13 protein-coding genes are annotated in these 14,133 nt (G+C 55.6%); 6 read left to right on the plus strand and 7 right to left on the minus strand.

Going from position 1 to position 14,133, the window contains the following annotated elements:
* Positions 1–5: 5 nt before the first annotated feature.
* Complete coding sequence (locus FHG12_RS18085; RefSeq protein ID WP_139517067.1) at positions 6–857, minus strand: hypothetical protein; 852 nt, start codon at positions 855–857, stop codon at positions 6–8.
* A gap of 120 nt (positions 858–977) precedes the next feature.
* The gene (locus tag FHG12_RS18090) at positions 978–3,278 is read right to left on the minus strand and encodes an efflux RND transporter permease subunit (RefSeq protein ID WP_139517068.1); all 2,301 of its coding nucleotides are present in this window, start codon (positions 3,276–3,278) and stop codon (positions 978–980) included.
* Between the two features lie 202 nt (positions 3,279–3,480).
* On the opposite strand from FHG12_RS18090, the gene FHG12_RS18095 reads away from it, so the two are divergent.
* The 5 genes from FHG12_RS18095 to FHG12_RS18115 all read left to right on the plus strand — a co-directional run bounded on the left by FHG12_RS18095 (position 3,481) and on the right by FHG12_RS18115 (position 6,888).
* Positions 3,481–3,684, plus strand: coding sequence for a hypothetical protein (locus tag FHG12_RS18095; RefSeq protein WP_139517070.1), 204 nt, complete (start codon positions 3,481–3,483; stop codon positions 3,682–3,684).
* 91 nt (positions 3,685–3,775) lie between these two features.
* The gene (locus FHG12_RS18100; RefSeq protein WP_139517072.1) at positions 3,776–4,267 is read left to right on the plus strand and encodes an SRPBCC family protein; all 492 of its coding nucleotides are present in this window, start codon (positions 3,776–3,778) and stop codon (positions 4,265–4,267) included.
* A gap of 90 nt (positions 4,268–4,357) precedes the next feature.
* On the plus strand, positions 4,358–5,152 hold the full coding sequence (locus FHG12_RS18105; protein WP_139517074.1) for a thymidylate synthase: 795 nt from the start codon (positions 4,358–4,360) through the stop codon (positions 5,150–5,152).
* Between the two features lie 99 nt (positions 5,153–5,251).
* Positions 5,252–5,926, plus strand: coding sequence for a TonB family protein (locus FHG12_RS18110; protein ID WP_139517075.1), 675 nt, complete (start codon positions 5,252–5,254; stop codon positions 5,924–5,926).
* A gap of 362 nt (positions 5,927–6,288) precedes the next feature.
* Positions 6,289–6,888 carry an energy transducer TonB gene (locus FHG12_RS18115; protein WP_139517076.1) on the plus strand — a complete coding sequence of 200 codons (600 nt, stop codon included), beginning with the start codon at positions 6,289–6,291 and terminating at the stop codon, positions 6,886–6,888.
* A gap of 494 nt (positions 6,889–7,382) precedes the next feature.
* Here the strand turns inward: FHG12_RS18115 and FHG12_RS18120 are convergent, their stop codons facing one another.
* The 5 genes from FHG12_RS18120 to FHG12_RS18135 all read right to left on the minus strand — a co-directional run bounded on the left by FHG12_RS18120 (position 7,383) and on the right by FHG12_RS18135 (position 11,294).
* A complete protein-coding gene (locus tag FHG12_RS18120; protein ID WP_139517078.1) occupies positions 7,383–8,192 on the minus strand; it encodes an aminotransferase class IV in 810 nt (269 codons plus the stop codon).
* A gap of 45 nt (positions 8,193–8,237) precedes the next feature.
* On the minus strand, positions 8,238–9,365 hold the full coding sequence (gene dprA, locus FHG12_RS18125) for a DNA-processing protein DprA (RefSeq protein WP_317129680.1): 1,128 nt from the start codon (positions 9,363–9,365) through the stop codon (positions 8,238–8,240).
* A gap of 11 nt (positions 9,366–9,376) precedes the next feature.
* On the minus strand, positions 9,377–9,694 hold the full coding sequence (locus FHG12_RS21195; RefSeq protein ID WP_230471188.1) for a hypothetical protein: 318 nt from the start codon (positions 9,692–9,694) through the stop codon (positions 9,377–9,379).
* Positions 9,695–10,054 (minus strand): MerR family transcriptional regulator, encoded by a 360-nt coding sequence (locus FHG12_RS18130; protein ID WP_139517079.1) that lies wholly within the window; start codon positions 10,052–10,054, stop codon positions 9,695–9,697.
* Positions 10,055–10,193: 139 nt separating this feature from the next.
* Complete coding sequence (locus FHG12_RS18135) at positions 10,194–11,294, minus strand: glycoside hydrolase family 53 protein (RefSeq protein ID WP_139517081.1); 1,101 nt, start codon at positions 11,292–11,294, stop codon at positions 10,194–10,196.
* A 186-nt stretch (positions 11,295–11,480) separates the two neighbouring features.
* Here FHG12_RS18135 and alaS point away from each other — a divergent pair, with 186 nt between their 5' ends.
* Positions 11,481–14,126, plus strand: a complete 2,646-nt coding sequence (gene alaS / locus FHG12_RS18140; RefSeq protein ID WP_139517907.1) for an alanine--tRNA ligase — start codon at positions 11,481–11,483, stop codon at positions 14,124–14,126.
* Positions 14,127–14,133 lie beyond the last annotated feature (7 nt).

Consider the following 14,133-nt stretch of genomic DNA (forward strand, 5'->3'; position numbering starts at 1 on the left):
AGCCCTTACTTGCGGGCCGGCGCGAACGGACGCGTCCAGAGCAGCACCGCCGCGGCGGTGCTGGCCGTGAGAAAGCGCAAATCACTCTGCAAACCGCTTTTTAGCCAGATTTTACCCTGTGGCGTTTGCAAATCGACCAGCGCAATAGGCTCGTTGTGGTAGATGATTTCGTAACCCACAAACTGCGGGGCGGGCAAAGGTTCGGGGGCACCGGTTTGGGGGTTCGGGGCCATGCGGCGCACATCCTGCCGGATGGCCAGCAGCACGCGGTCTTGGTCGCCGACGAGGCCCACCGTGGCCGGTACACTGGCGGCCGTTTCAGGAGTGGGTATGTCACTGCCCAGCAGAATGTTCCAGACGTTCGTGGAGTCCAGGCGTGGGCCCAGAATAACGCCCGTGAAGGCTTCGGCGTGCGACCTGGCAAACGTGGCTGCATCCTTTCCCCACAGCGGCGACAGCGTTTGAAGCTCCCGGTTGCTGACGTTTTTGGCCCCGTAGAAATCGGCCCAGTGCGTTGTGCGGTCGTGGATGGAGAATTGCAGCTTATTGGGCGCATTTTTCAGCCGCGCCATGTAGGGCAAATCCAGTACATCGAGTACCGGCGAACCGCCCGTGCCCGTGCGCAGCTGCGGCCCGCCCAGCGGCCGCGACGGCGACCAACCGCGGCGAAGCTGATCGGTCTGGAAGTCGCCAAACGACACTTTGTGCTCAAACGTCCATTGCGCCAAGCCTTCTACCGGCAACTCGTCGGCGCCCGCCGCAAAAGCCGGGGGTGCCACCTCCGACTGCACCGCCGCGACTCCACAACCAGCCAGAATGCATAAAACCAGCAGGATCAGCGGAGTCAGTCGTTTCATAGGGTGCCAAAATAGGAGTGGGGAAAGCCAAACGGTCGGGGCCCCAAATTTGACACAAAAAAATCAAGCTACCATCCAATTTGCCAAGCGCCGTGCATCGCTGCCTCTCGCGATCGCTGCTTACCCACCTAGCGCGGGCACCGGTTGGCGAATCTCCTTGACCTTGTGCTTGTAGAAATAAATAATCAGGATGGGCAGCAGCGTCAGCTCGGCTACTACGCCGAAGAGCAGCGTCAGGCCGATGAGCAGGCCCACGTAAAATGTGCCGTCGAAGGAGGAAAAGATCAGCGTAGAGAAGCCGCCTACCAGAATCAACGACGTGACAATCACGGCTTTACCGGCCATCAGGTAAGTCTTGCGCACCGCCTTGAACAGGTTGGGTTCGTGTTGCAACGTCAGCTTTAGCTTGCTGATGAAGTGGATGGTATCGTCGACGGCAATGCCAAAGGCGATGGTGAAGATGATGCTCGTGCTGACCTTCATGCTTACGCCCGCCAAGCCCATCACCCCGGCCACGATCAGGATGGGTACTAAGTTGGGGATGAGCACGATAGCGGTCATGCGCAACGAGCGGAACAGCGCCAGCACGATGATCGTGACCATCACAATGTCGATGCTCATGCCCGAGATCATGTTCAGGGTGAGGTTTTCGTTATTCTTGTCGATGAGGTTGGCCGAGCCGGTGAGGCGCGTGCGCACGACGGTCGAGTCGGTTTGTTGGCGCAGAAACCGGCGCAGATTGGCGTTGAGCGCATCGGCTTTGATGCTGCCTACGTCGGGCATGCGGCCGGTGATGCGACCCTCGCGACCGTCGGGCAGCGCCAGCGCGCGGAACTCTGGCTTTTTGCGGAACAGCTTGATTTTGTTGACGATACGCCGCAGCTCCGATTCTGAATCCGGCAGCCGGTATTCTTCCACCAGGCCGCCCTTGAGCGCCTTTCGCACCGATTTGACGATGGTAACCGGCGAGGCCAGGAAGTTCAGCCCGTAGTCGCGTTGGAGGTAGTTTTCGATGCGCTCGGTTTGGCGCAGCACGGCAAGGTCGTACACGGTGCGGCCGTCGGCGGGCTGTAAATCCAGCTCAAAAGGCCGCACGCCGGCAAAATGCCGCTCAAAAAACCGGAAATCCAGCTTCACCGGGTCGTTCTTCGACAGATCATCTAGCAGCGCCGAGTTAATCCGGATTTGCATGGCTGAGGCAATGGAAGCGGCTAATATTAAGCCACTTACCGTTACCACCAAGCGGCGGCGGGCCAGCACCGTCCGGAACATGCGCCCCAGCACGCCATCCCAGCTGTGGCCCTGCGACCGCGGCACGCGCAGTTGCGGCTTTTTCAGGAGCATGAGCATGGCCGGCAGCAGCGTAAACGACAGCAAAAACGTGAGCAGCACGGCAATGCCCGTAAACAGGCCGAAGTTGTAAATCGGACGTATCGTGCTGGTCATCAGCGTGAAAAAGCCAATGCTGGTGGTCAGAGCCGAAAGCCCCGAGCCAAACCCCGATTCTTTTAAGGTAATCAGCAGGGCTTCGCGCTTAGCCGTGCCATAGCCCAGCTCCGTTACGTAGCGCGTGATGATGTGAATGGTGTCGGACATGCCTACCACGAACAGCATCACCGGCAACAGGGCCGTCATCAGATCAATGCTCACACCGCACGCCGACATCAGCCCCAACCCCCACAAAATCGCGCCCAGCACCACTACCAGCGGCAACACCACGCCCCACCACGTGCGAAAAGTAAACCACAGCAACACCGTCACGAGCACCACCGACAGCGACATAAACACCATCAGCTCGCGTTGCAGCCGATCGACGAAAATGGACTGGGCAACCAGCTTGCCGGCCAAGTGGTATTGATTCTCCGCGAAGCCCTGCCGCGCCAACTCGGTGCGCACGGCTGCGAGCATGGAGTCGCCGGGGGGCTTGCTGAGGTTGGGCGAGGTCTGGAACAAAATCGTGACGGCGCGGGCATCGCGGGCAATGAGGTTGTCGACGAGGCCCGGCGTGCGGTACACCAGCGCCGAATCGGCGGCGCGGCGGGCGGGCTCGGCAGGGTGGAGGTAGGGCACGTTGAACACGCCCAGCCCTTCCACTACCGGATTGGTAGCGTTGGTAGGCGAGGTAACATGCTCAATATGTGGACGTTGCTGAATAAAGCGCGTGAGCGAGTCAACGTGCGTCAGAAATTGTGAATCGAAGACGGTGCGGCCCGCCGGCGCTTCCAGTCCCAGCAGCACGTAATCGTTGTCGTTGCCGAAGCGCGCCGAATATTTCTCGTAATAGGCCAGATCGGGGTCGCCGGCCGGATAGAAATCGTTGAAATTGTAGTTAAAGCGCAGTTGCGCCACAAAATAGACGCTCAGGCCGGTGAGCAGCACCAGCACGAGCAGAATAAGATGACTGAGTTTGCGAAGCGGCATGAGCACAGAACCGCGAAGCAGTGCTTCGCGCGGGTAAAAAGTAACGGTTCTTCCGCCAGGCAGAAGCCGCACGGATGGGGCCGCGAGCGTTGAAATCGCGGGGCGTTTCGTACTTTAGGGTCGGCGGAAAACCGGTACGAAGACGTAGTCAAGCCAACCGCGCCCCGCTGGCTTTTGTTTCCTCATCCTTAGATTATTCCCCATGAAAAACGTTCTGTTGGCCCTCGCACTTTTCGCTTTCGTTGGCACCGCTTCCGCTCACGGCGACAAAGACGGCAAAAAAGGCAAAAAGGAATCTTGCGCCATGAAAGGCACCGACGCCTGCTGCATGAAGAAAGGTGCCAAAACAGCCGCGGGAAAAGCCAAAACCGCCACTACGGAAACTGCTGCTACGAAGTCACTGTAAGTATTTGTTAATCAGATATTTGCAATAAAAAGCCATCTATAGCATAAATGGCTTTTTTTATCTAATAATTGTAGGAAATTGTTTAATAGCTGTGCCAAGGATCGAAATACAGACCATCGTTCATGCACCTCAAGGGGTCTGTTATCAACTAGCCCTTAGCACTGATCTACACACGGTTTCCACTAAGCAGACTCAGGAGAAAATCATTGCTGGGGTAAGAACTGGAATTCTGCAACTTGGCGATACAGTAACGTTTCGGGCACGGCATTTTGGATTCTGGCTAACCCTGACTAGTCAGATAACTGAAGCCGAAGCACCCGACTATTTTTGCGATGTTATGCGACAAGGCGCTTTTAAGCTCATGCGTCATGAGCATCATTTCGCAAGCGTTGGAGGAGCTACCGTTATGAGTGATGTATTTACCTTTGAATCGCCTTTTGGATGGATCGGTAAAGTGGTAGATGCTTTGATTCTCAGGAAGTACTTACGCCGTTTTTTAACCCAGAGAGTAAGCGTGATAAAGGAATATGCAGAAGATGGTTCGTGGCGGGAGCTGTTGCCTGCCGATGCGCTCGACATCTAAGAATTTCAAAAAAAGGTCGTTGGCACTCAGCTTTGTCATTCTTAAATATGTGCCGTTCTTGTAGTCGCAAGCCACGTTACTTTGTTACTAATGCAGCAATATCTCGACCTCGTCCGGCACATCCTCGACCACGGCACCCAGAAAACTGACCGAACCGGCACGGGTACGCTCAGCGTGTTTGGGTACCAGATGCGGTTTGATTTGCAGCAAGGCTTTCCGTTGGTAACCACCAAAAAAGTGCACCTGCGCAGCATTATTCACGAGCTGCTGTGGTTTCTGCGCGGCGACACCAACACGCAGTACCTCAAGGAGAACGGCGTAAGCATCTGGGACGAATGGGCCGATGCCAGCGGTGAGTTAGGCCCCGTGTACGGCAAGCAATGGCGCAACTGGCCTCGGCCCGACGGCTCCCACGTCGACCAAATCAGCGAGGTGGTGCGCCAGCTGCGGCAATCGCCCGACTCGCGGCGCATTTTGGTATCGTCCTGGAACGTGGCCGAACTCGATCAGATGGCCCTGATGCCGTGTCATGCGTTGTTTCAGTTTTATGTGGCCGACGGTAAGCTTTCGTGCCAGCTCTACCAGCGCTCCGCCGACGTGTTTCTGGGCGTGCCGTTCAACATTGCCAGCTACGCGCTGCTGACCCTGATGATGGCGCAAGTCACGGATTTGCAGCCCGGTGAGTTTATCTGGACGGGCGGTGATACGCATCTGTATTCTAATCACTTAGAACAGGCCCGCTTGCAACTTACGCGCACGCCACGCCCCTTGCCGCAGATGCACCTGAACCCTGAGGTAAAGGATATTTTTGAGTTTAAATACGACGACTTTAAGCTGGAGAATTACGATCCGTGGCCGGCCATCAAAGCGCCAGTCGCGGTATAGGCCGATCGGTTCGCACATACTGACCGGCAACCTTCGTGCGTTATCACAGTAAAAAGGGCGTATCCAGCCCGTTGGACAGTGTTGACGTACTCGAAGGTTATGAACGTAAAATCTTTACTTACAGCGCTTTGCAACCCGGCTCGGACGCTGGCGGTCGGGTCCTTGCTGCTGGCAGCGCATGCCGGTCAGGCCCAAAACTCATTCAACGTCTGGGAAGCCAAGCCCGTTACCAAGCCTGAACCGGCCGCCCGGCCGGCTCGCAAAGCTGCGCCGGCCGCAGCCCCGTTGGTTGCTCCCGCGGCTACGCCCGCTCCGGCATTCGCCCCCGCAGCAGCTCCGGCGCCTAACAACGCTCAATCATTATCGAAAGCCCGCCGCAAAACCCAAGATTCGTTGCAGGTAGCCAAAGGGTATTCGATGACGTTGCGCCGGGGATTAGGCGAGCGGTTGCGCCGAAACCGCTACAGCAAAGCCGATTCGGCCTATTATATGTTTACGTGGCAGCATTTACACTACCCATCGGCGGCATTACATGCTGGCCTGGCGGGGCAGGTGATGGTACGCCTCAACGTGAGCCCAGCCGGCGACGTAACCAATTCGGAAGTGACAGGCACGAGCATTCAGCAGGAAAGCCAGGCTGACAAAGGTGCCTCGGCCGCGGCTGGCAAGGAAGCCATGCAGCGCAGCGCCAAAGAGTTGCTGTGGCGGCTGCGCTTCGAACCTGCCTCGGGTGCTACTCAGGAGGAAATACCAGTTCGGTATGTGTTGCAGTAATTTTATATAAATACTTGATCATAAGGTATTTGTGTAAATAAAATTGAAGTTACGAATACCAGCCGAAAGCAGATCGCCAAAGAACTTCCGGCGACACGACTGCAACGTTCAGGATTAATAGTGGGTCTGCATGGGCAGCACTCCGGGTGATGGAAAACAGGTCTTGCTGACGGGCTGTGTGTTACCGTAGCGCACCCTGAAGGCGTAAACGCCGATTGTGTCCGGCAAATGCAACCAAGTGCCCCAAGAAGCGGTTGAGGCAGTAATTGCTTGATTCTAACGATGCTATGTCCTGTTGAGGCGTCCCCAGCATAAGCTGGTCCGGCAGAACAAAGCACAACCAACGCTAACTCACGAAAAGCATGAGAAAGAGGTTTATCGTTGTGATAGGGGTGGCCATGATGTTGGCAGACCACGCAGCGCAGGCGCAGAACAGTTTCAATCAGTGGACGGCTGCCCCTCCCGCACCCATTACGCCTTTGGCCAAAAAACAGCGGTCGGCACCTAAAACGGCGCCTGTTCCAATTATTACGCCTCCTCCGGCTCCTGCGGCTGCCCCACCAGTAGTGGCTCCTCCGGTTGCTTCAACGCCGGTGGTAAAACAATCGAAGCTGCTTAAGCGCGGACTCACCATGCGGATGCGGGAAAACCGTCCGTTGTCAGAAGACAGCGTTTCAATGGTCTTCTTCGCCCAAAACAGCGAGTACCCGCCCGTCGCCATTCAGGCCCGTGCCCAAGGCAAAGTAATTATCAAGCTGAAAATTGCACCAAGTGGAGAGGTAAGCAGTACTTCGGTAGTGGCCATGGAGCCACGCTCGCTGCCGGGGTGGGACAACAAGGTTCCGGCTTCGGCCATGCAAGCGCTTGCCTCGGAGGCACAACGGGTGTTCCAGATGCTACGATTTGAGCCCGCCACCAAGACTACCGAAGAAGAATTGATGGCAAATTTTTCGTTGCAGTAGAGTCACTTGTACCACAAATCCTTAGCTAAAGGCTACTGCTCAAGTAGTTACATAGACTTGGTTTTGAAATATTTGATGAGGTTATACAGTATCATCAGAAATAGTATTCTGTATAGTTGAGTTGATTGATATTTCGATTATTTTAGCGATAAATAGTACAATAATCATTCATGTATGTATTAATAAACGACGATTGGTGGCTTTGAAAAATTAATTAAACTTTAATAAGTACAACTATAGGGGATATTCATTTTAGCTATTATGTTTGTCCATATGCAATGGTCATCGGCCGAAAAACCCTCCCCCCTGAACTCAATTCTTTCGCGGAAACATCGCGCCTGGATCGCTCTATACGCCCTCGACGGTACGTTTCAAGCGCGTGATGAGGTATTACACCTCAACAACGTAACCGAGGCCGACCTACTCGAATTTGAAGAAAGCTGGTTGCGTATGCGGTTCCGGAACCAAGAGCTAGCGCACGTTTGTGCATAGGATTACGCCAAGAGCGCGTCGAGTATACTGTGGTTGATGCTTGAAAATAGCACTTTACCTACTTGCTTTAAAATACGTATTCCGGCAATATTAGCTGTAAATACAACTTCGGCCTGTAGAAGTGCCTCTGACTCGTACAGCCCTTCTGCACACGGAATAGCCAGCTCACGGGCACGCTGAAGCAAGTAAGCCCGGCGTACGCCCGCTATGCATCCTGTTTCGAGGGATGGCGTGTACAAACAGCCGTTACGCACCCAGAATATTGCGGCCGACACGCACTCGGCCACGCAGCCAGCACCGTCCAGCAAAATCAATTCGTCCAGTTCGCGCTGCTGCCGCTCTTGTGCCGCCAGCACGTACTGCAGTGCGTTGGGCCCTTTGCAAAAAGATACCGTTGAAAAAGCAGTGCGCACACGCTGCGCAAAATCTGCCTTGTTCACCACCGATTCAGCGGGCTGAAAGGGCTGCGCCGTAACCACAAATTCTGCCTCCGCCGTGGTAGGGGCGTACAGTCCGCCGCCTGTTCGCCAGAATTGCAGCCGCAGCCGCGCCGTGGTAAGCTGTTTTGCTTCCACGAGGGCGCGCAGCATATCCTGCAAACCAGTTTCGGTGGTTAGTGCAGTGGGCAACTGTAGGCTCAAAGCCTGAGCCGCTTGCCGCATCCTGGCCGTATGGTAGGGCAGAAGCTGTACTTTGTGGTCGTCCCAAATCAGCGTTTCGAAAAACCCGTCGTTGAATTGCAGCCCGCGGTTGGGCAGGGGCAACGCAAACGTAGCTTCCGGCACCAAATGGCCGTTGTGGAGCAGATACATAGCAATAAATTGTGGGCTTGGTACCTGCGCAAGCTAAAGCTTCCGCTATACTAAAACGTATTTCTTGCCCGGCAGCGATTTGACCACCCCGCGAAACTCCAACCCCAACAATAAGCTAGCTACTTGATTGACTGGTAGTTGAGTTTTCCAGCTAAGGTTGTCCATGAGCTCTTCCTTGGCGGCCATCAGCACCTCCACGAGGCGGAATTCTTCCTCCGAAAAGTCGGCGGCCTGGTAGGTGGGCGTGGGCTTGAACTTGCCGGTCTGATGCAGTGCTGCATCCCAATTGAGCAGTTCTTCCAAGTCTTTGGGTTCGCTGTAGAGAGCCGCTTTGTGGTCTTTGATCAGGGCGTTGCAGCCCTCAGACGTGGGCTGCCCGATGTTGCCGGGCACAGCCAGCACATCCTTGTTGTAGCCCAGCGCGATTTCGGCCGTAATCAGAGCACCGCCTTTTTTTGCCGCTTCCACTACCACCGTGCCGTCGGCAAGGCCGGCAATGATGCGATTGCGAGCCGGGAAATTGTATTTGTCGGGCTTGGTGCCGAACGGAAACTCGGTCAGCAGGCCGCCTTGGGTGAGCATCTTTTCGGCCGTTTTGCGGTGCGTCGGTGGATAGATCACATCCAGCCCAGTGGCCATCACGCCGATGGTTTCCAATCCTTCCTGCAGGGCGGCGCGGTGGGCTGCAATGTCGATGCCGTAGGCTAATCCGCTAATAATTAAAGGATTATGTGAGGCAACACCTTTGACGATGCGTTCGGTCTGTTCACGGCCGTAGTCGGTGGCCTGGCGAGTGCCCACGAGCGCGACCGTTTTAGGATGGTTGAGGTTGCTGGTGCCTTGGTAGTACAGCAACGCCGGCGCATCCGGAATCTGCTTGAGGCGGGCAGGGAAGGCTTTGTGCGTGTAAAAAAGCAGCTGTACGCCATCTTTTTCCGATTGGCGCAAGATGGTTTCGGCGCGGTTGAGGGCAAGGGTGCGCTCGCCTCCGGTGAGCGTGGCCACCATCGCGGGGCCCACGCCCGGAATTTTGCGCAGCCGGCCGGGTGGCGCCATCAGCACGTTTTTGGCCGAACCGCCATAACTCATTAACTGCCGCGTCAGTTGCGGCCCGATACCGGGGAAAAGCGTAAGAGCAACCTCGTGAAATAGATCCTGATTAATTACTTGCACTTTGTTGATAATTATTCTGAATAAGATTTAAAAAGAAACCTTCGCATTACCCAAAGCATAGGTATAGCGCCAAGTAAGACTCCAATAAAGCGTGCTGTTTGGTGATGTTTAACTTGCAAGCGCACCCCCAATCCTAATAAACAAAGTAGATAAATAGCTAAGATAAACCTGCTTACTGTTTCTTCGGACGAATAATCTCCATTGGTTTTGTCTCCCATTATAGGAAGAAGAGCTACAAACGCTGCTACGATGTCAATCAGTAGCACCAACGCAGTTGTTGATACAACTACACCAAAGGCATTTAGGTGTTTCCTATGATGAGGGTCCACCTACCCCTGCGATTTGGCGATGGCATCCAGCTCTTTGCGCATGGTGGTAAGGAAAGTGCGGACCTTTTCCAGCGACTGAATCACGTCGATTTTTTCCTTGAGCTGTGGGCCTTTTTGCTTGAGCAGGTCGCGGGCGCCGGGAATGGTAAAGCCGCGCTCTTTCACCAAGTGATAGATGGTGCGGAAAATATCAACGTCCTGATGCGTGTAGAGGCGGTTGCCCTTTTTGCTCTTGCGCGGGCGCAATTCCTCAAACTCGGTTTCCCAAAAGCGAATCAGCGACGGGGCCACCTTAAACTGGGCCGCCACCTCGCCGATGGTGAAATACTGCTTTTCTATATCGCGCTCTTTATAAGGCATGGTCGTACGCTTTGGAGGCTTAGAAGCTGCGGGTTGCAGGTAATGTCCGAACCGCGCCGAGCGGGCAATTCCAAACGGCGCCAACAACACGCAAGCTAAAGCTTAGACTGCACTTTTTAACTAGTTTGGCGGTAAAGTGTTACTTAATCTTGTACTTTTTACTGATTTCGTCATAGACCAGGATGCGTTCGTTGGACTTGCCTTGCTTGTCAAAAATCGCCTCCCAAGTGTTGAGCGGTTCCCAGATAAAAGTACCCTTGCCCTTGTTGTTGGGCAAGCTGAAAGCGGCGTCGTTGACCTCGGCTTTGCGCTCCGAGTATTCCACTACCACCACGTCCTGCGGATAGCGTTTGGCCAAGTCCGTCAGGTTGTTGCGTAACTCTGGGATGGTACCGTGCCACTTAGGGTAGTACGATTCGCCGATCACATCAAACGGCACGTTGCGCGCCCGAATGCGGTCGAGCCAGGTTACCGAATGCAGGTTCTGGCCGCCAAGCGCTATGTGCAACATTACCAAAGTTTTAGGCGCTACTTCGTGCACAGCCGAAACACCAGCTTTCAGCAAATCGGCCAGCGCGTCGAACTTCACTAGGCTGTCGGCCTGCTGCACATCGCCGTCGGGCCAGATCATGCCGTGGTTGATTTCGTTGCCCACCTGCACCATGTCAGGCGTCGTGCCTTGCGCTTTCAGGGCCAGCAGCACGTCGCGGGTGTAGTCGTGGATGGCTTGGTTGAGCTGGGCGCCGCTCAGGTTGGCCCACGCCGACGGCTTAAATTGCTTCTGCGGATCGGCCCAGGTGTCGCTGTAGTGGAAGTCGAGCAGCAATTTCATCCCCGCTTTCTTCGCGCGGGCGGCCATTTGCTTGGTGTGCTCCAGGTCGCAGAAGCCGCGCTTGGGCGAATAGCCGCTGTCGGCGGCGGGGTTATTGAAGATGCGCAGGCGGACGTAGTTGAAGCCGTGGTCCTTTAGAATCTCGATGGCATCCTTCTGCACGCCCTTGTCCTGAAACTTGATGCCGCGGTCTTCCAGCTGCGGCAAAAAAGAAATGTCGGCCCCCAGGATCTTCCCGTCAATCTTTCTAACCACCGTTTTGCCGGGCGCTGAAGCAGAAACGGACGTTGCTTTGACCGATTGCCCAACAGCCGACAAACTGCCCAAGAGGCAAATGCCAGTAAACCAGATACTTGCCTGGGTAGCTAAAGACGAAGGCGCAAAGCGTGCGAAATGAAAACCAGACATGGTGGGAAGCAGATTAAGGAAAGTGAAGGAGGCAAAGTAGTGAATCAACCGCCGTTTCGACTTACAGTTGAAGTGGCTACCTTTGTCGGAAGTGCCTTCCACACCCGATTGTTGGGTTGGGAAGGCCAAAAAGTAGCCAAAATCCCGGCCGCCGCCAACTGCGGGCGCGCCGCAACCCGATCCGCCATGTCACTTCCTACGGCCGCCCACGTTCGCCAACAATTCCTGGATTTCTTTGCTTCCAAAGGCCACCACATCGTGCCCTCGGCGCCGCTGGTGCTCAAAGACGACCCGACGCTGCTCTTCATCAATAGCGGCATGGCACCCTTCAAAGACTACTTTTTGGGCAACAAACCGGCTCCGTTCAAGCGGATCGCCGACACCCAAAAGTGCCTGCGCGTGTCGGGCAAGCACAACGACTTGGAAGAAGTAGGCTACGATACCTACCACCACACCATGTTCGAAATGCTGGGCAACTGGTCGTTTGGCGATTACTTCAAGACGGAAGCCATTGCCTGGGCCTGGGAACTGCTGACGGAAGTATACAAGTTGCCGAAAGACCGCTTGTATGTGACTTATTTTGAAGGAGATACGGGCGACAACCTTGGGGCCGACACCGAAACCCAAAACCTGTGGCGCCAATACACTACCGACGACCGCATCTTGCCCGGCAACAAGAAGGATAACTTCTGGGAAATGGGCGACACCGGCCCCTGCGGCCCCTGCACCGAGATTCACATCGACCTTCGCGACGAGAGCGAAGTAGCCGCAAAATCGGGCCGTGAACTCGTGAATGCCGACCATCCGCAGGTGGTTGAAATCTGGAACAACGTGTTCATGGAGTTCCAGCGACGCGCCGACGGGTCGCTGGTAAAACTGCCTCAGCAACACGTAGATACGGGCATGGGCTTCGAGCGTTTGATGATGGCCGTGTCGGGCGTCAAGTCGAACTACGACACCGACGTTTTCCAACCGCTGATTCAGTTTATCGCTGCCGAGGCCGGGGTGGCATACACCGGCCAGATGGAGAAAACCGACATCGCGATCCGCGTTATTGCCGACCACATCCGCGCCATCAGCTTCACGATCGCCGACGGCCAATTGCCTTCCAACGTGAAGGCTGGCTACGTAATTCGCCGCATTCTGCGCCGGGCCGTGCGCTACTCGTTTTCGTCGTTGGGCTTCAAGCAGCCTTTCCTCTACAAGCTGGTGCCGGTACTCGCCAATCAGATGGCGGGGGTGTTTCCGGAACTCAAACAACAGACGCAGTTTGTACAGCGGGTGATTGAGGAAGAAGAAATTGCCTTCCTGAAAACGCTGGAAAACGGCCTGCGCCGCATTGACGCCTTGGAGGAGTCCGTGAAAGCGCAAGGCGGTGTGATCGACGGCAAAACGGCGTTTGAATTGTCCGATACCTTCGGCTTTCCGCTGGACTTAACGGCGCTGATTGCGCGCGAAAAAGACCTGACCGTGGACGAGGCCGGTTTTCAGAAGGAATTGGCAGCGCAGAAAAACCGCTCGCGCAACGCCCAAGAAACCGAGCAAAGCGACTGGACCATTGTGACGCCTTCGGAGGAGCAGCCGGCGTTTGTGGGCTACGATCTGGACGAAGCACCGGCTCGCATCCTGCGTTACCGCAAAACCACGCAAAAGGGCAAAACCGAGTACCACATCGTGCTCGACCAGACGCCTTTCTACGCCGAGTCAGGTGGGCAGGTAGGAGACACGGGCTTCCTCGAATCGGAGCTGTCGAAGGTGCGTGTGCTGGACACCAAGAAGGAAAACGACCTGATTGTGCACACCGTGCTCGACTTGCCCGAGGACTTGAAAGCTGACTTCCTCGGCCGCATCGACCACGCCCGCCGCGAGCAGATCCGGAAGAACCACACCGCTACGCACTTGCTGCAAGCCGCTCTGCGTCAAGTAATTGGCTCGCACGTTGCTCAGAAGGGCTCGTTGGTAAATGAAAAGCTACTCCGTTTCGACTTCTCGCACTTCACGAAAGTAACGGATGAGCAACTACGTGATATTGAGCGCATTGTGAACGAGCGCATTCGGCAGCAAATACCGTTGGACGAGCGCCGCAACGTGCCCATCAACGAGGCGAAGTCGCTGGGCGCCATGGCATTGTTTGGTGAGAAATACGGTGAGTTTGTACGCGTCATCACCTTCGACAAAGACTACTCAGTAGAACTCTGTGGCGGCACACATGTGCGCGGCACCGGCGAAATTGGCTTCTTCAAAATCACCTCGGAGAGCGCCGTGGGTGCCGGCGTCCGTCGCATCGAAGCTGTAACGGGTGAAGCCGCCGAACTCTATGTAGATCAGCAGCTTGACTTGCTCCAGCAAGTGCGAGAAGCGTTGGGCAATCCGCAGCACCTGCTGCCCAGCATCCAGCGCCTCAGCGAAGAAACGGCCGCTCTGCGCAAACAGATCGAGCAGTTTGAGCAGCAGAGCCTCAACGCCCAGAAACAGCAGCTGGCCTCGCAAGTGAAGCCACTGAACGGCGTTAACTTCTTGGCTGCTAAGGTAAACGCTTCGTCGGCTGATGGCCTGAAAAAGCTCGCCTACGACCTGCGCCAGACCGTTGACAACCTGGTGGCTGTGCTCGGCGCCGACATCGAGGGCAAGCCGCAACTAGCGGTAATGCTGGACGATGAGCTAGCCAAAGGCGGGAAGCTCAACGCCTCGACGCTGGTGCGCGAGTTGGCCAAGGAAATTCAGGGTGGCGGCGGCGGCCAGCCGTTCTTCGCCACGGCCGGTGGCAAGAATGTAGCCGGGCTTGATGTGGCCATTGGGAAGGCGGAAGAATTGGTAAGCAAGACGTTGTAATGCGTTC

Source organism: Hymenobacter jejuensis (assembly GCF_006337165.1).
Classification (GTDB): Bacteria; Bacteroidota; Bacteroidia; order Cytophagales; family Hymenobacteraceae; genus Hymenobacter; species Hymenobacter jejuensis.

Bases quoted from the DNA above. Each gene is read 5' to 3' on its own strand.
- FHG12_RS18085 (WP_139517067.1), bottom strand. From the start codon at position 857: ATGAAACGACTGACTCCGCTGATCCTGCTGGTTTTATGCATTCTGGCT.
- FHG12_RS18090 (WP_139517068.1), bottom strand. From the start codon at position 3,278: ATGCCGCTTCGCAAACTCAGTCATCTTATTCTGCTCGTGCTGGTGCTG.
- FHG12_RS18095 (WP_139517070.1), top strand. From the start codon at position 3,481: ATGAAAAACGTTCTGTTGGCCCTCGCACTTTTCGCTTTCGTTGGCACC.
- FHG12_RS18105 (WP_139517074.1), top strand. From the start codon at position 4,358: ATGCAGCAATATCTCGACCTCGTCCGGCACATCCTCGACCACGGCACC.
- FHG12_RS18110 (WP_139517075.1), top strand. From the start codon at position 5,252: ATGAACGTAAAATCTTTACTTACAGCGCTTTGCAACCCGGCTCGGACG.
- FHG12_RS18115 (WP_139517076.1), top strand. From the start codon at position 6,289: ATGAGAAAGAGGTTTATCGTTGTGATAGGGGTGGCCATGATGTTGGCA.
- FHG12_RS18120 (WP_139517078.1), bottom strand. From the start codon at position 8,192: ATGTATCTGCTCCACAACGGCCATTTGGTGCCGGAAGCTACGTTTGCG.
- FHG12_RS18130 (WP_139517079.1), bottom strand. From the start codon at position 10,054: ATGCCTTATAAAGAGCGCGATATAGAAAAGCAGTATTTCACCATCGGC.
- FHG12_RS18135 (WP_139517081.1), bottom strand. From the start codon at position 11,294: ATGTCTGGTTTTCATTTCGCACGCTTTGCGCCTTCGTCTTTAGCTACC.
- alaS (WP_139517907.1), top strand. From the start codon at position 11,481: ATGTCACTTCCTACGGCCGCCCACGTTCGCCAACAATTCCTGGATTTC.